The 17396-nt window shown below is 72.5% G+C and carries 20 protein-coding genes; 12 read left to right on the top strand and 8 right to left on the bottom strand.

Translation table 11 applies throughout. The features are described from left to right. Positions 1–112: 112 nt before the first annotated feature. Both ACIP67_RS42950 and ACIP67_RS42945 read right to left on the bottom strand, forming a co-directional pair. Positions 113–877: a VOC family protein gene (locus tag ACIP67_RS42950; RefSeq protein WP_401700102.1), complete on the bottom strand. Its 765-nt coding sequence runs from the start codon at positions 875–877 to the stop codon at positions 113–115. Between the two features lie 71 nt (positions 878–948). Then, positions 949–1341 carry a VOC family protein gene (locus tag ACIP67_RS42945; protein WP_401700100.1) on the bottom strand — a complete coding sequence of 131 codons (393 nt, stop codon included), beginning with the start codon at positions 1339–1341 and terminating at the stop codon, positions 949–951. A 78-nt stretch (positions 1342–1419) separates the two neighbouring features. On the opposite strand from ACIP67_RS42945, the gene ACIP67_RS42940 reads away from it, so the two are divergent. After that, the gene (locus tag ACIP67_RS42940; RefSeq protein ID WP_401700098.1) at positions 1420–1959 is read left to right on the top strand and encodes a GNAT family N-acetyltransferase; all 540 of its coding nucleotides are present in this window, start codon (positions 1420–1422) and stop codon (positions 1957–1959) included. Positions 1960–1998: 39 nt separating this feature from the next. On the opposite strand, the gene ACIP67_RS42935 is transcribed toward ACIP67_RS42940, so the two are convergent. Beyond that, the gene (locus ACIP67_RS42935) at positions 1999–2718 is read right to left on the bottom strand and encodes a glycerophosphodiester phosphodiesterase (protein ID WP_401700096.1); all 720 of its coding nucleotides are present in this window, start codon (positions 2716–2718) and stop codon (positions 1999–2001) included. A gap of 260 nt (positions 2719–2978) precedes the next feature. Between ACIP67_RS42935 and ACIP67_RS42930 the strand changes: the two genes are divergently transcribed. From ACIP67_RS42930 to ACIP67_RS42915, 4 genes are all read left to right on the top strand, one after another. Beyond that, positions 2979–4376 carry a DUF6421 family protein gene (locus ACIP67_RS42930; RefSeq protein WP_401700094.1) on the top strand — a complete coding sequence of 466 codons (1398 nt, stop codon included), beginning with the start codon at positions 2979–2981 and terminating at the stop codon, positions 4374–4376. Between the two features lie 44 nt (positions 4377–4420). Next, entirely contained in the window at positions 4421–5167 is a 747-nt protein-coding gene (locus ACIP67_RS42925; protein ID WP_401700107.1) for an SDR family NAD(P)-dependent oxidoreductase, read from the top strand. Next, positions 5164–6234, top strand: coding sequence for a threonine aldolase family protein (locus tag ACIP67_RS42920; protein ID WP_401700093.1), 1071 nt, complete (start codon positions 5164–5166; stop codon positions 6232–6234). The genes ACIP67_RS42925 and ACIP67_RS42920 overlap by 4 nt, the downstream gene beginning before the upstream one ends. A gap of 87 nt (positions 6235–6321) precedes the next feature. Then, positions 6322–6894: a transglutaminase domain-containing protein gene (locus ACIP67_RS42915; protein WP_401700091.1), complete on the top strand. Its 573-nt coding sequence runs from the start codon at positions 6322–6324 to the stop codon at positions 6892–6894. A 138-nt stretch (positions 6895–7032) separates the two neighbouring features. Here the strand turns inward: ACIP67_RS42915 and ACIP67_RS42910 are convergent, their stop codons facing one another. After that, the gene (locus ACIP67_RS42910) at positions 7033–7761 is read right to left on the bottom strand and encodes a lysophospholipid acyltransferase family protein (RefSeq protein ID WP_401700090.1); all 729 of its coding nucleotides are present in this window, start codon (positions 7759–7761) and stop codon (positions 7033–7035) included. A gap of 183 nt (positions 7762–7944) precedes the next feature. Then, on the bottom strand, positions 7945–8361 hold the full coding sequence (locus ACIP67_RS42905; protein ID WP_401700088.1) for a DUF4395 domain-containing protein: 417 nt from the start codon (positions 8359–8361) through the stop codon (positions 7945–7947). 75 nt (positions 8362–8436) lie between these two features. Between ACIP67_RS42905 and ACIP67_RS42900 the strand changes: the two genes are divergently transcribed. The 5 genes from ACIP67_RS42900 (at position 8437) to ACIP67_RS42880 (ending at position 11605) form a co-directional block, all read left to right on the top strand. Next, positions 8437–8850: a TlpA family protein disulfide reductase gene (locus tag ACIP67_RS42900; protein ID WP_401700087.1), complete on the top strand. Its 414-nt coding sequence runs from the start codon at positions 8437–8439 to the stop codon at positions 8848–8850. 98 nt (positions 8851–8948) lie between these two features. Next, on the top strand, positions 8949–9029 hold the full coding sequence (locus tag ACIP67_RS42895; protein WP_385063140.1) for a putative leader peptide: 81 nt from the start codon (positions 8949–8951) through the stop codon (positions 9027–9029). A gap of 44 nt (positions 9030–9073) precedes the next feature. Beyond that, entirely contained in the window at positions 9074–9583 is a 510-nt protein-coding gene (locus ACIP67_RS42890) for a flavin reductase family protein (protein ID WP_401700086.1), read from the top strand. A 218-nt stretch (positions 9584–9801) separates the two neighbouring features. Then, complete coding sequence (locus tag ACIP67_RS42885) at positions 9802–10590, top strand: electron transfer flavoprotein subunit beta/FixA family protein (protein ID WP_401700085.1); 789 nt, start codon at positions 9802–9804, stop codon at positions 10588–10590. 52 nt (positions 10591–10642) lie between these two features. Then, positions 10643–11605 (top strand): electron transfer flavoprotein subunit alpha/FixB family protein, encoded by a 963-nt coding sequence (locus tag ACIP67_RS42880; RefSeq protein ID WP_401700084.1) that lies wholly within the window; start codon positions 10643–10645, stop codon positions 11603–11605. Between the two features lie 63 nt (positions 11606–11668). Here the strand turns inward: ACIP67_RS42880 and ACIP67_RS42875 are convergent, their stop codons facing one another. Next, the gene (locus tag ACIP67_RS42875) at positions 11669–12592 is read right to left on the bottom strand and encodes an endonuclease/exonuclease/phosphatase family protein (protein WP_401700083.1); all 924 of its coding nucleotides are present in this window, start codon (positions 12590–12592) and stop codon (positions 11669–11671) included. 173 nt (positions 12593–12765) lie between these two features. On the opposite strand from ACIP67_RS42875, the gene ACIP67_RS42870 reads away from it, so the two are divergent. Beyond that, complete coding sequence (locus ACIP67_RS42870) at positions 12766–14070, top strand: DUF6986 family protein (RefSeq protein ID WP_401700081.1); 1305 nt, start codon at positions 12766–12768, stop codon at positions 14068–14070. 134 nt (positions 14071–14204) lie between these two features. Here the strand turns inward: ACIP67_RS42870 and ACIP67_RS42865 are convergent, their stop codons facing one another. Continuing rightward, positions 14205–14915, bottom strand: coding sequence for a hypothetical protein (locus tag ACIP67_RS42865; RefSeq protein WP_401700104.1), 711 nt, complete (start codon positions 14913–14915; stop codon positions 14205–14207). 133 nt (positions 14916–15048) lie between these two features. Then, positions 15049–16098 carry a LacI family DNA-binding transcriptional regulator gene (locus ACIP67_RS42860; RefSeq protein WP_401700079.1) on the bottom strand — a complete coding sequence of 350 codons (1050 nt, stop codon included), beginning with the start codon at positions 16096–16098 and terminating at the stop codon, positions 15049–15051. Positions 16099–16289: 191 nt separating this feature from the next. Between ACIP67_RS42860 and ACIP67_RS42855 the strand changes: the two genes are divergently transcribed. Beyond that, a complete protein-coding gene (locus ACIP67_RS42855; RefSeq protein WP_401700077.1) occupies positions 16290–17246 on the top strand; it encodes an ROK family protein in 957 nt (318 codons plus the stop codon). Positions 17247–17396: the final 150 nt, after the last annotated feature.

Genomic DNA, 17396 nt, shown 5'->3' with positions numbered 1-17396 from the left:
ACCGAAAACCATCGGGCTCGCCGCATAACCGCGACGAGCCCGAACTACCCCAAACCCGACGAGGGTGCCTTGACGAAAGACATAGAGGCACCCCCGCGACGCCCGTGGCCGACTACCCCTCGTCACCGGCCCGGTAGACACCGAACATCGCGCCCTGCGGATCGCGCAGCACCGCGATCCGCGGGCCGTCCGGCAGCGAGGTCGGTTCCATCAGCGCCGTGCCGCCCGCCCGCTCCGCCGTCGCGGCGCCGGCGTCCACGTCGGCGACCGCGAAGTACGGCAGCCAGTGCGGCGGCACCTCGGGCGGGAACTTGTCGTCCATCGTGACCATGCCGCCGAAGTCCACGCCGCCCACGCCCCACTGCGTGTAGTGCTCCGAGGGGCGCACGGTCCAGCCGAACACCGTCGTGTAGAAGGTCTCCGCCCGTCCCGGGTCGCGGGACATCAGCTCCACCCAGCCCAGGGAGCCGGGCGCGTTGAACACCCCGGCCCCCGGGAAGGCCCGCGCCTGCCAGAGCTGGAAGGCGGCGCCGCCCGGGTCGAGGGCGACCACGAAACGGCCCGCGTCGAACACGTCCATCGGGCCGACCAGCACCTTGCCCCCTGCCTCCTCGATCAGCCGCGCGGTGACATCGGCGTCGGAGACCGCGAACGAGACGCTCCAGGCGACGGGCCGGCTCTCCTGGTACAGGGGACTGAGCGCGGCGGCGGCCGCGTCACCGAGGTGCGCGACGGTGTAGCCGCCCGCCTCCTGCCGGGAATCCGTCTCGGACCGCCAGCCGAACAGTTCCCCGTAGAACCGCCGGGCCGCCTCCAGGTCACTGGTGCCCAGCTCGGCCCAGCAGGGCCCGCCGGGCACGGGCGCGTCGAGCTTCATCGCGTTCCTTCCGAAGGGAGCACCCCCTCCAGCACGCTAAGCCCGGACCCCGGGCCCGGCATCCGCTGGCCTCAGATCCCCGGCCGGTACCGCAGCGGATGGTCGGCCGGCACCTCCACCAGCACGATCGGGGTCCCGTCCGGGTCCGCGACCCACATCTCCAGCAGGCCCCACGGCTCCCTCACCGGCGGCCGGACGATCCCGACGCCCTTCGCGCGCAGCTCGTCGTGGGCCGCCGCGACGTCCGGCACCTGCACCCACAGCCGTACGGCGGGGTCCGGCGGCGTCTGCGAGCGGCCCGAGACCTCCAGGAAGCCGCCGCCGAGGAAGTAGACGGTGCCCCGCTCCTGCCCCGTACCGAACTCACGGTAGACGGGAAGGCCCAACTGCTCGCCGTAGAAGGCGCGGGACCGGTCGGGGTCGAGGGGACGGAGCAGGATCCGGCTGCTGAGTACATGCACCATGCATACGGAGACTAGGACAGAGTTAGGCTCTGCGGAGCCCGAGCCGCGCCGCACCCCCGTCACCCCGGAGAAGCCCGTATGGATGCCACCGCCACCGATCTCGTCTTCCGTGATGCCACCGAGGCCGACGTGGACACGCTCGTCGCGCTCGTGGAGTCGGCCTACCGCGGGGAGTCCAGCCGGGCCGGCTGGACCACGGAGGCGGACATCCTCCAGGGGCAGCGGACCGACCCCGAGGGCGTGCTGGACATCGTCACGTCGCCCGACGGGCTGGTGATCACCGCCGAGCGGGACGGCCGGCTCGTCGCCTGCTGCCAGCTCGAGCACCGCGGCGACCACGCCTACTTCGGCCTGTTCGCGGTCAGTCCCACGGTGCAGGGCGGCGGTCTGGGCCGGACCGTCCTGGCGGAGGCCGAGCGCCGGGCCCGCACGGCGTGGGGCGCCACCGAGATGCACATGACGGTGATCACCGTGCGCGAGGACCTCATCGCCTGGTACGAGCGCCGCGGCTACCGCCGTACGGGCCGGATGACGCCCTTCCCGTACGGCGACGAGCGCTTCGGCATCCCGCAGCGCGACGACCTCCGGTTCGAGCTGCTGGTCAAGCCCCTGGCCTGACGGCCGCCGGGCACGCGTCACGACGGGACGTCGGGCGGCTCACGCCGTGAAGCGGCCGGTGCGCTTGGTCCCGGGGTGGTCGGTGGTGGCGCCGTCCAGCTCCAGGGCCCGCACCAGCCGCAGATGGTCCGGTGTGTTGACCACCCAGCCGATGATCCGCAGGCCGTGCGCGCGGGCGTGCTCGACGGTCTCCAGGGTGAGCCGCCGGATGTTCAGGCACACGGTCGCGGCGCCGACGGCCACCGCCCGGTCCACGATGTCCAGGCCGATGGGGGTCCCCTCGCTCGAGCATGTCCGAGAGCGGGGGAGGCTGCCGATGAGCGCCGTGCGGACCCCGGGTACCAGCCGGGCGATCTCGGCGACGGCCTCGTCGTGGAACGAGGACACCTCCACCCGCTCCACCAGGTTCCGCTCGTGTATCACCGCGGCGAGCGCCCGCGCCGCCTGCACGTCCTTGATCTCGGCCTGGAGGGGCAGCGACACCGCCTCCAGGACCTCCTCGAAGACGGGCACCCGCTCGCCGCGCCCCGCGTCGAGGGCGCGCAGCTCGGCCAGCGTGTGGTCCGCGATCGGCCCGCTCCCGTCGGTCGTGCGGTCCACGTCCGCGTCGTGCATGACCACGAGCGCGCCGTCCTTGCTCAGGTGCAGATCGAGTTCGACGACGTCGAGGCCGGCGTGCTCGGCGGCGACGAACGACCGGAGGGTGTTCTCGGGCTCGACACCCATGACTCCGCGGTGACCGATGGTGAGGAGGTTCAAGACTCGACTCGCTTCCGTCGTCGGCGGCGCTGGAAGAGCCCGCAGCCTAGTCGCCCCGGGCCGACATGGACATGTGTCTGCGCCGACGGTTCCCCTACCCGCGACGCCCCGACGAAAGTCGTCGAGTGTCCCGGGTGTGACAGGAAAAAACGCGGTGACCACTAGTGTGAGCAGGATAATTTCCGGATGATCCTCTTGCTGGAGGAAACCCCCTCCGCATACGGTGTTCCTACGCGAGGTTCTCCCGTGAAGGATGGGTCATGACGGAAATTCTTGTGCAGGTGGGTTCGGAGGAACAGGTTCCTCCCGCGGCCAGGGTGGTGGAGCACTCGGCGTGGCCCGTGCTCAAGGGTGCCGTGGAGCGGATCCGCCCCTGGCAGTCGAAGGACGGGTCGATCGACTTCTCGGCCGAGGGCGCCCCCGGGCGCGCCGACGCCGAGCACGCCGTGCGCCAGGTCGCCGAGGCCGTCGAGGAGCTCTCCCCGCTGCTCCCGCACGACGCGGACTACCACCACGCCCTGGTGCGGGACCTGCGCCGCTGGGCCGACGGCGGCTTCGAGGTGCCGGACTTCCTCGACTCGCTGCTGGCCTTCCAGCCCGCGGCCCACCGCGCCGACGGCCTCCAGCACCTGGTCGTCTTCCCGATGTACACGCAGAACGGCAACCCCGACCGCAACCTGGAGGCGGTCGTGCTGCGCATGGTCTGGCCCGACTGGCTGGCCGAACTGGAGCGCACCCGCTACGACAACCCGCTGTTCTGCGGCATCACCTTCGAGGACTTCACGGCCGGCTACGACACCAACTCGGCCGTCCTCTTCCCCGAGACCATCGCCGTGCGCCAGGCGCCGGAACGCTTCTCCTGGGGCGGCATCTTCTGCGACCGCGAGGCGGCCCGCTTCCGCCGCGTCACCGCCGCCGCCGTCGACATCCTGGGCCTGGAGCTGCCCGAGGACGTCGCCGCGATGGTCCACGACCAGAAGCGCTGCGAGGAGGCCTTCGTCCTGTGGGACATGGTCCACGACCGCACCCACAGCCACGGCGACCTGCCCTTCGACCCGTTCATGATCAAGCAGCGCCAGCCGTTCTGGATGTACGGCCTGGAGGAGCTGCGCTGCGACCTCACCGCCTTCAAGGAGGCCGTGAAGCTCCAGGCCGACGGCGTCCCGCAGGCCCGCGACGTGCAGTACGCGGTGCTCTTCGACCGCATGTTCCGCTTCCCGGTCACCGGCGAGCGGGTCCGCAACTACGACGGCCTCGGCGGCCAGCTCCTCTTCGCCTACCTCCACCGCAACGACGTGGTGCGCTGGACGGACAACACGCTGCACATCGACTGGCAGCGCGCCCCGCAGGTCACCAACGAGCTGTGCGCCGAGATCGAGCAGCTCTACCGCGACGGCATCGACCGCCCCAAGCTCGTCCACTGGTTCGCCGGCTACGAGCTGGTCTCCGCCTACCTCGCCCCGCACCCCGGCTCCCGGTGGGCCAAGGGCCCCGACGCCCTGGACCTGACCCAGCCGCCGCGCAAACTCGTCGACGACGTGCTTCCGGACGAGTTTCCGCTGAGCATGTTCTATGAGGCACTGGCCAAGAAGCTGAAGAACGTGATCGCCTCCACCAAGGGCATCACGGCGGGCGGCGCCGAGCGGATCGCCGCGTGAGCGACCGCCGTACCGGGAACACGGCTGACCAGGAGGCGAAGGACATGGGGAACGGGGCTCTCAGCGGTGCGGTGGTCGCGGTGGCCGGCGCGGGCGGACCCGCCGGCCGGGCGGCACTGCTCCGCCTCGCGGAGGCGGGCGCGACGGTCGTCGCCGCCGACAACGACCCCGAGCGCCTGGCGGAGGCCGTCGACGCGGCCCGCTACGGAGCCGGCGGCGCCACCGTCACCGGCGAACCGGTCGACCTGCTCGACCTGCGCTCCACCCGCGAGTGGGCCGCCCACATCGAGAAGGAGTTCGGCCGCATCGACGGTCTCGTCCACCTCGTCGGCGGCTGGCGCGGCAGCGAGACCTTCGTGAAGACCAGCCTCGACGACTGGGACTTCCTCGAACTGCTCCTCATCCGTACCGTCCAGCACACCTCGCTGGCCTTCTTCGAGCCCCTCCAGGCGAGCGAGCGCGGACGGTACGTGCTGATCAGCGCCGCCGGCGCCTCCAAGCCCAGCGCCGGCAACGCCGCGTACGCCGCGGCCAAGGCCGCCGCCGAGGCCTGGACGCTCGCGCTGGCCGACGCCTTCCGCAAGGCGGGGGGCGCCGCCGGGCCGTCCTCCGCGGCTGCGATCCTGGTGGTGAAGGCGCTGGTGCACGACGCGATGCGCGCCGACCGACCCAACGCGAAGTTCGCGGGCTTCACGGACGTGAGGGACCTGGCCGAGGCCATCGCCGGAGTCTGGGAGAAGCCCGCCGCCGAAGTGAACGGACACCGTCTGTGGCTCACCGAGAAGCCGTGAACCCACCGAAGACCGACGCTCGTCGCCACCACGACCCGCAGGTCCGCGGTTTCGCCAGCGACAACTACGCCGGCGCCCACCCGGAGGTGATGGCCGCGCTCGCCCTGGCCAACGGCGGCCACCAGGTCGCCTACGGCGAGGACGAGTACACCGGCGGCCTCCAGCGGATCGTCCGCAGCCACTTCGGACCCACGGCGGAGGCCTTCCCGGTCTTCAACGGCACCGGCGCCAACGTCGTCGCGCTCCAGGCGGTCACCGACCGCTGGGGCGCGGTGATCTGCGCCGAGAGCGCCCACATCAACGTGGACGAGGGCGGCGCGCCCGAGCGCATGGGCGGCCTCAAGCTGCTCACCGTCCCCACGCCCGACGGCAAGCTCACCCCCGAGCTGATCGACCGCCAGGCGTACGGCTGGGAGGACGAGCACCGGGCGATGCCGCAGGTGGTGTCGATCACCCAGAGCACGGAGCTCGGCACCCTCTACACGCCGGACGAGATCCGCGCGATCTGCGACCACGCCCACGCGCACGGTATGAAGGTGCACCTCGACGGCTCCCGGATAGCCAACGCGGCGGCCTCCCTGGACGTGCCGATGCGGACGTTCACCAACGCGGCCGGCGTCGACATCCTCTCCCTGGGCGGCACGAAGAACGGCGCGCTCTTCGGCGAGGCCGTCGTCGTCATCGACAGGGACGCCGTGGGCCGCATGAAGCATCTGCGCAAGCTGTCCATGCAGCTCGCCTCCAAGATGCGCTTCGTGTCGGTGCAGCTGGAGGCCCTGCTGGCCAAGGACCTGTGGCTGCGCAACGCCCGCCACGCCAACGAGATGGCGCAGCGGCTCGCCGAGGGCGTGCGGGCCGTGCACGGCGTGGAGATCCTCTATCCGGTGCAGGCCAACGGGGTCTTCGCCCGGCTCCCGCACGACGTGGCCGAGCGGTTGCAGAAGCGGTTCCGGTTCTACTTCTGGGACGAGGCGGCCGGGGTGGTGCGCTGGATGTGCGCCTTCGACACCACGGAGGAGGACGTGGACACCTTCGTGACGGCGCTCAAGGAGGAGATGGCGCGCTGACCCGGCACCCTCGGCGTATTGCATAAGTATGCGGTCACTCGAAAAATCATTGACTCTCGGGTGATCGCGTTCCTATGCTCTCCCGATATGGAGCTGATCCAGGAAAACCCCGACCTGTCCGCCTATCTGGCCGCTGACGAGGTCATCGACCATGAGCACCCACTGGTGCGGGCCACCGCCGGACGGCTCGCCAAGGACGCGGAAGACTCGTATGCCTATGCGCGACTGGCGTTCGAGTTCGTGCGGGACACCATTCCCCACTCACAGGACTCCGGTGATCTGCGCGTCACCTGGCGCGCCTCGGACGTCCTGGAGCACAGGACGGGCATCTGCTACGCCAAGGCCCACGCGCTGGCCGCGCTGCTCCGCGCGGAGGACATCCCGACCGCGCTGTGCTACCAGAGGTTCGACGTGGTGCACGGGCTGGTCGCCGTCCGCTTCAACGGCGCGTGGCACCGGCAGGACCCGCGCGGCAACAAGCCGGGTGTGGACGCCCGGTTCTCCCTGGCCGGCGAGCGGCTGGCCTTCACCCCCGACGCCGCGGCCGGGGAGCTGGACCACCCCGTCCTGTACGCCGCGCCGCACCCGGCCGTCCTGGAAGCACTGAAAGCCGCCCCCGACCGGCCGAACCTGTGGAAGGCGCTGCCCACCACCCTGTGAGCACCGGCGGGCCGTCGTCGACGGCCGCCCCGGCCGAGGGAGCGGAAGGTGTTCGCCCCAGCCGGGGGAGCGGAGGGCGTTCGCCCTGGCTGGGGGAGGGGAAGGGCGTGCGCGGCCCGCCGCGCGCCGAGCGGCCGGTCAGCGGGCCTCGGCCTGGCGGACCTGTTCCGGCGTCGGCGCGGTACCGCCCAGATGGGCCGGCATCCACCAGGTGTCGTTCGCGTCCTTCGGGCGCACCGGGTAGGCGCGCTGGGCGGCCTCCAGCAGCTCCTGGACGCGCCCGCGCAACTGCCGGGTGATCGCGCCCGCGTACTTGTCGCGGGAGGCCTCCACCGCCTCACCGACCCGGATGGTGATCGGGGTGTGGCTGCGCCGGAAGTTGCGCGGGTGGCCCTTGGTCCACAGCCGCTGCGTGCCCCACAGGGCCATCGGGATCAGCGGGACGCCCGCCTCCTGGGCCAGCCGGGCCGCACCGGACTTGAAGCTCTTCAGCGTGAACGACTCGGAGATGGTGGCCTCCGGGAAGACCCCGACGACCTCGCCGGCGCGCAGCGAGTCCAGGGCGTGCGCGTACGCCGTCTCGCCCTGCTTGCGGTCCACCGGGATGTGCTTCATCCCGCGCATCAGCGGACCGGAGATCCGGTGCCGGAAGACGGACTCCTTGGCCATGAACCGCACGAGGCGCTTCTGCGGGAGCGCGGCCAGGCCGTTGAAGACGAAGTCCAGGTAGCTGATGTGGTTGCTCACCAGCACGGCTCCGCCCGAGCGCGGGATGTTCTCCGACCCCTGGCAGTCGATCTTGAGGTCCCAGACCTTGAAGAGCGTCTGGGCGAGGCCGACGACGGGGCGGTAGACAAGCTCTGCCATGGGCGGGGCGGACCCTTCCTTCTCTCTCCGGGAACGGCTCCCGGACAAAGTTACGCAGCCGTAGGTTTACGGCATCTCGCAGATCGTGCCCGAAGAACGCGCCGACAGCCAGTCCTGGTGCCTGTGAACCGCGAGATCCTCGTCACGTGGCACCTTGATCCACCTCGGGCTTTGACGTCCCCTTTACTCCGCCCGTACCGTCACCCGCCGTACGAGCAGGTACATCTCGCACCCCAGGCAGAAGCCGAAGACGGCGTTCAGGAAGGCGGCCGCCAGGGCCGCCGCGGTGGCCGCGTACCCCAGCCACTCCGGCCCCAGCGTGAACCCGGCCAGTCCCGACCCCGCGAAGACCAGCCCCACGGCCTGCGCGAACCGCGGCGGCTGGGGCGCCTCGAACTCCCTGGGCGGACCGAGCCGCGGCCGTACGGCCGTACGGAAGGCCCATCCGTAAGGCGAACGTCCCACGCCGCCCGCCGCGCCGAGCGCGAAGGCCAGCGTCTGCCAGGCCAGCAGCCAGGGGCTCCGGGTGATCAGCACGACCGCCAGGACGACGGCCGTGACCGCCGCCCCGAAGCGCGGCCCCCTCGCATCGATGTCCATGGATCAAGCATTCCGCACCGGGAAGACGGAAGGGGGACGGGAATCTTTTCGGTCTCGTGAATGCTTGAGCCGTCGATGACCGGACTTTTCGTGTGTGCGGGGGTGCTCGCGGCGGCGAGCGTCTTCGGGGTGCTGCACCGGCGGCGGAGCGGGAGGGTGCGCGTGCGCGGGCGCGACGAGGGACAGCGGCTCGGTGCGGACCGGCTGGGGGACGAACTCGGCGAGCGGGCCACGCTCGTCCAGTTCTCCAGCGCCTTCTGCGCCCCCTGCCGGGCGACCCGCCGGATCCTCGGCGAGGTGTCCGGCATGGTCCCGGGCGTGCGGCACGTCGAGATCGACGCCGAGGCCCGGCTCGACCTCGTCCGCGAACTCGGCATCCTCAAGACCCCCACCGTGCTGGTCCTGGACGCCGACGGGCGCGTCGTGCGCCGCGCCGCGGGCCAGCCCCGTACGGCCGACGTCATCGCGGCCCTGGGGGAGGCGGTGTGAGGCCGTCCGGTGTGAGGTCCGTCGCAGAGCAGGTCAGGGCACTTCCGGATGGCGGGACGCACTTGACTGTGCAGGCCATCCGTCGTCAGCCTGACCCCATGCCTGAGGACCCCCTTCTCCACGGACGGGCGCACGTCGACCTGGTGCGTACCGCGAGCGCGTGCTGTCCGGGCCGTTGAGCCGCCCCCGACGCCCGCGCCCCTCCCCCGAGAAGGACAACTCCATGACGGCCGTCCCCGGTCTCCGCACCCCTCAGCTCGCCTCCCCCGACCTGCTGCGCTCCGTCTTCCGCCGGCACGCGGCGGGTGTGGCCGTGATCACCGCGTCCGGCGGGACCGGCCCGGTCGGCTTCACCGCCACCTCCCTCACCTCGGTCTCCGCGCAGCCCCCGCTGCTGTCGTTCGGCGTCGGCACCGGCGCCTCCAGCTGGCCGGCGCTCTCCGAGGCCGACCACGTCGGGGTGCACATACTCGGCGAGCACCAGCAGGAGCTGGCCGCCACCTTCGCCCGCAGCGGCGCCGACCGGTTCGGTGCGCCGACGGCCTGGCAGGAGGGTCCCGAGGGTGTCCCCGTCCTCGACGACGTCCTGGCCTGGCTGGTGTGCCGGGTCGTCGCGCGGGTGCCCGCGGGGGACCACCGCATCGTGCTGGCCGAGGTCGTGCACGGCGATCCGGCGGGCGCCGGGCGGCCGTTGCTCTACCACCAGGGCCGGTTCACCGCGCTGCGCGACTGACCGCCGCCGGGCTCTTCTGCGAAACCGTCGGATTCCGATTACGCTGCGTTGCACAGGTCACAGTTCAAAGCGCTTGCTTAGCGGGAATGAACTCGATGTACTGGCGAGTAATATTTCGGTCGGAGCGCAGGTCGCCCCGGTCGGGATCGGCCGCTTGTGGCGCCTATGCTGCCTGGAAGAAGGCAGCCGAGAACTGACGATGCAGTAGGAGAGCCGGCGTGAGCTTGAGGATCGTTGTCACTGTGAAGTACGTGCCCGACGCCACTGGCGACCGGCACTTCGCCGATGACCTGACCGTCGACCGGGACGACGTGGACGGTCTGCTCTCCGAGCTCGACGAGTACGCGGTCGAGCAGGCGCTGCAGATCTCCGAGAACTCCGACGACGACGTCGAGATCACCGTCCTGACGGTGGGCCCGGAGGACGCCAAGGACGCGCTGCGCAAGGCGCTGTCCATGGGCGCCGACAAGGCGGTCCACGTCGAGGACGACGACCTGCACGGCACCGACGCCATCGGCACCTCGTTGGTGCTGGCCAAGGCCATCGAGAAGGCCGGCTACGACCTGGTCATCTCCGGCATGGCCTCCACCGACGGCACCATGGGCGTCGTCCCGGCCCTGGTGGCCGAGCGTCTGGGTGTACCGCAGGTCACCCTGCTGTCCGAGGTCTCGGTCGAGGACGGCACGGTCAAGGGCCGCCGCGACGGCGACACCGCCTCGGAGCAGCTGGAGGCCTCCCTGCCGGCCGTGGTGTCGGTCACCGACCAGTCGGGCGAGGCGCGCTACCCGTCCTTCAAGGGCATCATGGCCGCCAAGAAGAAGCCGGTTCAGTCCTGGGACCTGTCCGACCTCGACATCGAGGCGGAGGAGGTCGGCCTCGACGGCGCCTGGACCAAGGTCGAGACGGCGACCGAGCGCCCGGCCCGCACCGCCGGCACGATCGTCAAGGACGAGGGCGAGGGCGGCAAGCAGCTCGCTGAGTTCCTCGCGGGCCAGAAGTTCATCTGAGCCCCGCATCCGCTGACCGCCCCTCAAGATCGTTACGCAGGAGAGCATTCCCATGGCTGAAGTCCTCGTCTACGTCGACCACGTGGACGGCGCCGTCCGCAAGCCCACCCTGGAGCTGCTGACCCTCGCCCGCCGCATCGGCGAGCCCGTCGCCGTCGCCCTCGGCGCCGGCGCGGAGAACACCGCCGCCACGCTCGCCGAGCACGGCGCGGTGAAGGTCCTCACGCACGACGCCGCCGAGTACGCCGACTACCTCGTCGTACCGAAGGTGGACGCGCTCCAGGCCGCCCACGCGCAGGTGTCCCCGGCCGCCGTGCTGGTGTCGTCCTCCGCGGAGGGCAAGGAGATCGCCGCCCGCCTCGCGCTGCGCATCGGCTCGGGCATCATCACCGACGCCGTCGACCTGGAGGCCGGCGACGAGGGCCCGGTGGCCACCCAGTCGGTGTTCGCCGCGTCCTTCACCACCAAGTCCCGGGTCGTCAAGGGCACCCCGGTCATCACCGTCAAGCCCAACAGCGCCGCCGTCGAGGCCGCGCCGGCCGCCGGCACGGTCGAGGCCCTGGCGGTCTCCTTCGGCGAGCTCGCCACCGGCACCAAGGTCACCGGCCGCACCCCGCGCGAGTCGACCGGCCGCCCGGAGCTGACCGAGGCCGCGATCGTGGTCTCCGGCGGCCGCGGCGTCAACGGCGCCGAGAACTTCGGACTCATCGAGGACCTCGCCGACTCCCTCGGCGCGGCCGTCGGCGCCTCCCGCGCCGCGGTGGACGCCGGCTGGTACCCGCACACCAACCAGGTCGGCCAGACCGGCAAGTCCGTCTCGCCGCAGCTGTACATCGCCAACGGCATCTCCGGTGCCATCCAGCACCGCGCCGGCATGCAGACCTCGAAGACCATCGTGGCCGTCAACAAGGACCCCGAGGCCCCGATCTTCGACCTGGTCGACTACGGCGTCGTCGGCGACCTCTTCGACGTCGTCCCGCAGCTCACCGAGGAGATCAAGACCCGCAAGGGCTGATCACCCGCCCGCTCCCGGGCACCCCCGAGGCCTCCGTGACCACGCAGTCACGGGGGCCTCGGCTCATCCCAGGCCGAGCGTGGCGCACACCGGCAGATGGTCGCTCGGGAACCGGCCGTCCAGCGAGAAGGTGTCGACCCACGCGCGGTGCACCGTGACGCCCGGACGCACCAGGATCCAGTCGATCCGGGCCCCGCCCGGCGTGAGCTCCCGGTAGCCGTGGTACGTCCCGTACCCGGCGCCGCGCCGCCGCGCGGTGTCCCAGGTGTCCACCAGACCGGTGGCGAGCAGGGCGTCGTAGACCGGGTCGCGGTGGGCGACGGCGTTGAAGTCGCCGGTCACCACGAGCGGCAGGGACGGGTCGAACCGTGCCGTCCGCGCGGCGATCAGGGAGACGGAGCGCAGGCGCGCGTACTGGCTCTCGTTGTCGAGGTGGGTGTTGAGCAGGCAGAACTCCCGCCCCCCGGCGGTGACGTCACGGAAGCGGACCCAGGTGACCATGCGCGGGTACGCCGCGCCCCAGGTGTTGGAGCCGCGCACGGCGGGCGTGTCGGAGAGCCAGAAGTGGGCGTGCTCGACCGGTTCCAGCCGACGGGTGTCGTAGAAGACGGCCATGGACTCCTCGTCGCCGCCGCCGCGCCCCCGGCCGATCCAGGCGTAGTGCGGTCCCAGGTCGGCCTCGATGTCCCGCAGCTGCGGGGGCTCGCCCTCCTGGGTGCCGATGACGTGCGGGGCCGCCGCGCGCAGCAGGGCGCGCATCACCGGGCGGCGGGTGGGCCAGCTGTGGGGCTCCGCGGTGCTCGGGAAGCGGAGGTTGAAGGTCATGACGTCCAGCGGAGGGACGGCGGGCGCCGGGCGGGGACGTCCGCTCGCCTCGCGGGTGCGGGGGCCGGAGGAGCGGACCGCTCCGAGGACGGGGATCGCGACGGCCGCCGCCGCCACGGTTCTCAGCCCGGTGCGGCGCGTCGTCCCCCTGGTGACCGCCATGTGCGTCCTCCCCTCGTGAGCCAGGATGAAGGGGGGAACGGCTGTGCGGAAGGGGGCCCGGGGGCGGTCGGGTGACCAGCGCACGGACAGGGTGTTGACCGGCCGGAAGATCCACGGATAACTTCGTACTACGGATTGTTGATTCCGTAAAGCGGAAAGCAGGAGGGTCTGGGATGGGTCAGGGCCAGCAGGAGACCGTGACGACGAGCCTCGCGGGTGCCGTCAGCGAGGAGATCAGTGCCTCCCTCGCCCCGGTCGACGCCGAACTCGAACGCCTCTACCCCGGCGACCCCGGCACCCGCCAGCCCGTGCACACCGTCTACGTGCCCGGTGACGCCTTCACCGCCGACACCCTCCGCTCCTGGGGCGACCGGGCGCTGGCCGCCCTCGACGAGCACGCCCCGGACGCCGCGTCCTTCGCCGCCGTCCTCGGCCTGTCCGGCGACCTCGCCGAGCCGGTGTACACCCGGGTGCGTGCCAAGCTGGAGCGCGAGCCGATCGAAGACATGCGCGTCGACTTCGAGGACGGCTACGGACCCCGTCCGGACGCCGAGGAGGACGAGGCGGCCGCCCGTGCCGCGCGTCTGATCGCCGAGGCGTACGCGAAGGGCACGGCGGCGCCGTACATGGGCATCCGCATGAAGTGCATGGAGGCCGCCGTCCGCGACCGGGGGATCCGCACCCTGGACATCTTCCTCACCGGCCTGACGGAGGCGGGCGGCCTGCCGGACGGACTGGTCCTCACCCTGCCCAAGGTGACGTACCCGCAGCAGGTCACCGCGATGGTCCGGCTCCTGGAGGCCTTCGAGAAGGCCCGTGGTCTCGCGCCCGGCCGGCTCGGCTTCGAGATCCAGATCGAGACCAGCCAGGCCGTCCTCGCCGCCGACGGCACCGCCGGCGTCGCCCGTATGATCCAGGCGGCCGAGGGCCGCGCCACCGGCCTGCACTACGGCACGTTCGACTACAGCGCCTGCCTCGGCGTGTCCGCCGCCCACCAGGCCAGTGACCACCCGGCCGCCGACCACGCCAAGGCCGTCATGCAGGTCGCGGCGGCCGGCACCGGCGTACGCGTCTCGGACGGCTCCACGAACGTCCTGCCCGTCGGCCCCACCGAGCGGGTGCACGACGCCTGGCGGCTGCACTACGGCCTCACCCGCCGGGCCCTCGCCCGCGCCTACTACCAGGGCTGGGACATGCACCCCGGCCACCTCCCCACCCGGTACGCGGCCGTCTTCGCCTTCTACCGCGAGGGCTTCGTCCAGGCCGCCGAACGTCTGGCCCGGTACGCCGACCGGGCCGCCGGCGACGTCATGGACGAGCCGGCCACCGCCAAGGCCCTCAGCGGCTACCTGCTGCGCGGCCTGGACTGCGGTGCGCTCGACCCCGCCGAGGTGACCGGCGCCACCGGGTTGTCCCGGGCGGCCCTGGAGGGCTTCGCGGCGCCCCGGCGGGGCGATCTGACGGCGTCGGCACAGTAGGCCAGGGGCCAGGGGCCAGGGGCCAGGGGCCAGGGGCCAGGGGCCCGGGGCCCGGGGCCCGGTCCGGGGGCGGTTGCCGCCCGGCAGTCCCGTACGGGCGCGTGACGCCCTGGGCCAGGATCCGAAGACAGGACCTACCGGACACGAAGGTGTTCGAGCCCGGAACGCGTCACCAGCCGCTCCCGCGCGAACAGCCGGGTACCGCGCTCGCACAGCAGCGCGTCGGCCCGCGCCGCGGCGCAGAACGCCTCCGGGGTCTCGCCGAACAGCCGCCTCAACTCAGCCGATCCCAGCAGGAGTTCGCTGATCAGGGCGCGCTGTCCCGGATGGCTGCGCGGGGCGGCGGTGCCGTTGTGCAGGACGCCGTGGCGATTGACGTAGACGAACGCGCCGGTGAGTTCGTCGCCGTTCTCCAGCTCGATCCGCACCTGGGAGGCGGGCAGCCCGACCCGGTCGAAGTGCGGCTCGGTCGCGTCTACGACGGCGAGCTGTACCGCGTCCAGCCAGATGACGAACAACTCCCGGGTGACGCGGGGGGTGAGGACCGGGGAGGCGGACACGTAACCCAGCCGGCTGACGTGCGCGGAGACGCCGATGCCGACGCCCGTGACCCGGGTCCGCACCATCGGGACCGGCGAGGCGACCCCGCACTCGGCCATCTTGTGGCGCAGCTGGCCAGGGCAGGCGTTGGAGCCCACGGCCAGGACCGGTGTGCGGCCGGGGAACAGCAGGCGGTCCAGGGGCAGCAGCCGGTCCCCGTCGAGCAGACCGGACTCCTCGGGCCAGGCCCCGGGATAGGTCAGCGGGTGGTCGCGCGGCGCGTCGGCGAGACCGAGCGCCTCCAGCGTGCGCCCCTCGTGGTGCCTGTCCTGATGTCTTCCGTTGTGGCGTCCGTCGTCGTGCCCGTCGTGGTGTCCGTCGTCGTGCCCGTGGTGATGCCCGTCGTGGTGTCCGTCGTCCTGTCCGTCCACGCCGTCCTCAGTCCGCGGGGGGCAGCTCGCCCGAGCCGCGGGTGATCAGCCGCGTCGGCAGCACGACGCGTTCCGGGGCGATCAGGGTGCCCTCCAGCCGCTGGAAGAGACGCACGGCGGCGGTGCGGCCGATGGCGGCAGCGTCCTGGGCGACCACGGTGACGCCCGGCCGGAGCAGGTCGGCGAGCTCCAGGTCGTCGAAGGCCACGAGGGCGACCGGCCGGGCCTGCTCGGCGAGCACCCGGATGACGGTCACGGTCACCCGGTTGTTGCCCGTGAACACCGCCGTGACCGGAGCGGGTCCCGACAGCATCGCCTCGGTCGCCCGGCGCACCCGCGCCGGTTCCGTGGTCCCCAGGGACATCCAGGCGTCCTCCACGGGTATGCCCGCGTCCTCCAGGGCCGCCCGGTAGCCGCGCAGGCGCTCCGCCGCGGTGTGGATGCGCGGCATGTCGCCGATGAAGCCGATCCTGCGGTGCCCGTGCGCCAGGAGGTGGGCCACGCCCTGCCGGGCGCCGCCGAAGTTGTCCGACAGGACGCAGTCGGCGTCGATGCGCCCGGCCGGACGGTCGACGAAGACCGTGGCGACGCCCGCCCTGATCTCGGGCTCCAGGTACCGGTGGTCGTCCCCGGCCGGGATGACCACCAGACCGTCCACCCGGCGCGCGCACAGCGCCAGCGCCAGCTCCTGCTCCCGCTCGGGGTCCCCGGCGCTGGAGCCGTTGATGAGCAGCGCGCCGTGGGCCCTCGCCACCTCCTCCACCGCCCGGCTGAGCGGGCCGTAGAAAGGGTCGGCGAGGTCCTCCAGGACCAGGCCGACGCTCGCGGTACGGCCCTTGCGCAGCACCCGCGCGCTGTCGTTGCGGCGGAAGCCGAGCGCGTCGATGGCCTCCTGGACGCGCTGCTCCGTCTGCGCGGTGACCCCCGGCTCGCCGTTCACCACCCGCGAGACGGTCTTCAGCCCGACGCCCGCGCGCGCGGCGACGTCCTTCATGGTGGGACGGTTGCCGTAGCGAGGTCCGATGAGTCCGACGGGCCGGCTGGGCGTCTCGGGCACGGGGCGGTGTCCTGTCCTGTCGTCCCCGGGGGTGCGGAGCCCCGGGAGTCGTATGAGGATGTGCCGACGAGCATAGGGCCTGGACAACGTTGTCAGATGCGGGGGAGACTGGCCACCGCAATCTCCGGCCCGCGTCCCCCACCGCCGGACCGGCCGGCCCGATTCCCATGGTGGAGGGGGAGAAGCGAGACGTGAAGCACACCGACCTCGTGGCCGCGCTCGACATCGGCGGCACCAAGATCGCCGGAGCGCTGGTGGACGGCGACGGAACGATCCTGCTCCGCGCCAGGCGGCCCACGCCCGCGCAGGAGGACGGCGACACCGTGATGCGCGCCGTGCGGGAGGTGCTGGCGGAGCTGACGGCGTCGTCGCTGTGGGGACGTGCGCGCGCCGTCGGTATCGGCAGCGCGGGCCCGGTGGACGCCTCCACCGGCACGGTGAGCCCGGTGAACGTGCCCGGCTGGCGCGACTACCCGCTGGTGGAACGGGTGCGCGCCGCGGTCGGGGACCTGCCCGTCGTGCTGATCGGCGACGGCGTGGCCCTCACCGCCGCCGAGCACTGGCAGGGAGCCGCCCGCGGCCACGACAACGCGCTGTGCATGGTGGTCTCCACCGGCGTCGGCGGCGGCCTGGTCCTCGGCGGACGACTGCATCCCGGCCCCACCGGGAACGCGGGCCACATCGGTCACATCAGCGTCGAACTCGACGGCGCCCCCTGTGCGTGCGGGGGGCGTGGCTGCGTGGAGCGGATCGCCAGCGGCCCGCACATCTCCCGGCGCGCCCTGCGGAACGGCTGGCGCCCCGGCCCCGACGGCGACACCTCCGCCGCCGCGGTGGCCGTCGCGGCGCGCGCGGGCGACCCCGTCGCCCGGGCCTCCTTCGAGCGTGCCGCGCGGGCCCTGGCGGCCGGCATCGCCGCCACCGCGGCGCTCGTCGAGATCGACATAGCCGTGATCGGCGGCGGCGTCGCCGAGGCGGGCGACGTCCTCTTCGCGCCCCTGCGCCGGTCCCTCGTCGACTACGCGACCCTGTCGTTCGTCCGGCGGCTGACGGTCGTGCCCGCGCGGATGGGCACGGACGCCGGGCTGGTCGGCGCGGCCGCGGCGGCCCTGGCGGGGAGGCCGGGAGTGACGGCGGCGGGGGTGTGAGAGGCCGGAGGTGACGGCGGCGGGGGTGTGAGAGGCCGGAGGTGACGGCGGCGGGGTGTGAGAGGCCGGAGGTGACGGCGGCGGGGTGTGAGAGGCCGGGGGTGACGGCGGCGGGGTGTGAGAGGCCGGGGGTGACGGCGGCGGGGTGTG

This window comes from Streptomyces sp. NPDC088812, from assembly GCF_044750285.1.
GTDB lineage: Bacteria > Actinomycetota > Actinomycetes > Streptomycetales > Streptomycetaceae > Streptomyces.
The sequence above is the reverse complement of the archived record's forward strand: the minus strand, read 5'-3'. Positions and strand labels throughout refer to the sequence as shown.

Bases quoted from the DNA above. Each gene is read 5' to 3' on its own strand.
- ACIP67_RS42950 (WP_401700102.1), bottom strand. From the start codon at position 877: ATGAAGCTCGACGCGCCCGTGCCCGGCGGGCCCTGCTGGGCCGAGCTG.
- ACIP67_RS42945 (WP_401700100.1), bottom strand. From the start codon at position 1,341: ATGGTGCATGTACTCAGCAGCCGGATCCTGCTCCGTCCCCTCGACCCC.
- ACIP67_RS42940 (WP_401700098.1), top strand. From the start codon at position 1,420: ATGGATGCCACCGCCACCGATCTCGTCTTCCGTGATGCCACCGAGGCC.
- ACIP67_RS42930 (WP_401700094.1), top strand. From the start codon at position 2,979: ATGACGGAAATTCTTGTGCAGGTGGGTTCGGAGGAACAGGTTCCTCCC.
- ACIP67_RS42925 (WP_401700107.1), top strand. From the start codon at position 4,421: ATGGGGAACGGGGCTCTCAGCGGTGCGGTGGTCGCGGTGGCCGGCGCG.
- ACIP67_RS42915 (WP_401700091.1), top strand. From the start codon at position 6,322: ATGGAGCTGATCCAGGAAAACCCCGACCTGTCCGCCTATCTGGCCGCT.
- ACIP67_RS42910 (WP_401700090.1), bottom strand. From the start codon at position 7,761: ATGGCAGAGCTTGTCTACCGCCCCGTCGTCGGCCTCGCCCAGACGCTC.
- ACIP67_RS42905 (WP_401700088.1), bottom strand. From the start codon at position 8,361: ATGGACATCGATGCGAGGGGGCCGCGCTTCGGGGCGGCGGTCACGGCC.
- ACIP67_RS42900 (WP_401700087.1), top strand. From the start codon at position 8,437: ATGACCGGACTTTTCGTGTGTGCGGGGGTGCTCGCGGCGGCGAGCGTC.
- ACIP67_RS42895 (WP_385063140.1), top strand. From the start codon at position 8,949: ATGCCTGAGGACCCCCTTCTCCACGGACGGGCGCACGTCGACCTGGTG.
- ACIP67_RS42890 (WP_401700086.1), top strand. From the start codon at position 9,074: ATGACGGCCGTCCCCGGTCTCCGCACCCCTCAGCTCGCCTCCCCCGAC.
- ACIP67_RS42880 (WP_401700084.1), top strand. From the start codon at position 10,643: ATGGCTGAAGTCCTCGTCTACGTCGACCACGTGGACGGCGCCGTCCGC.
- ACIP67_RS42875 (WP_401700083.1), bottom strand. From the start codon at position 12,592: ATGGCGGTCACCAGGGGGACGACGCGCCGCACCGGGCTGAGAACCGTG.
- ACIP67_RS42870 (WP_401700081.1), top strand. From the start codon at position 12,766: ATGGGTCAGGGCCAGCAGGAGACCGTGACGACGAGCCTCGCGGGTGCC.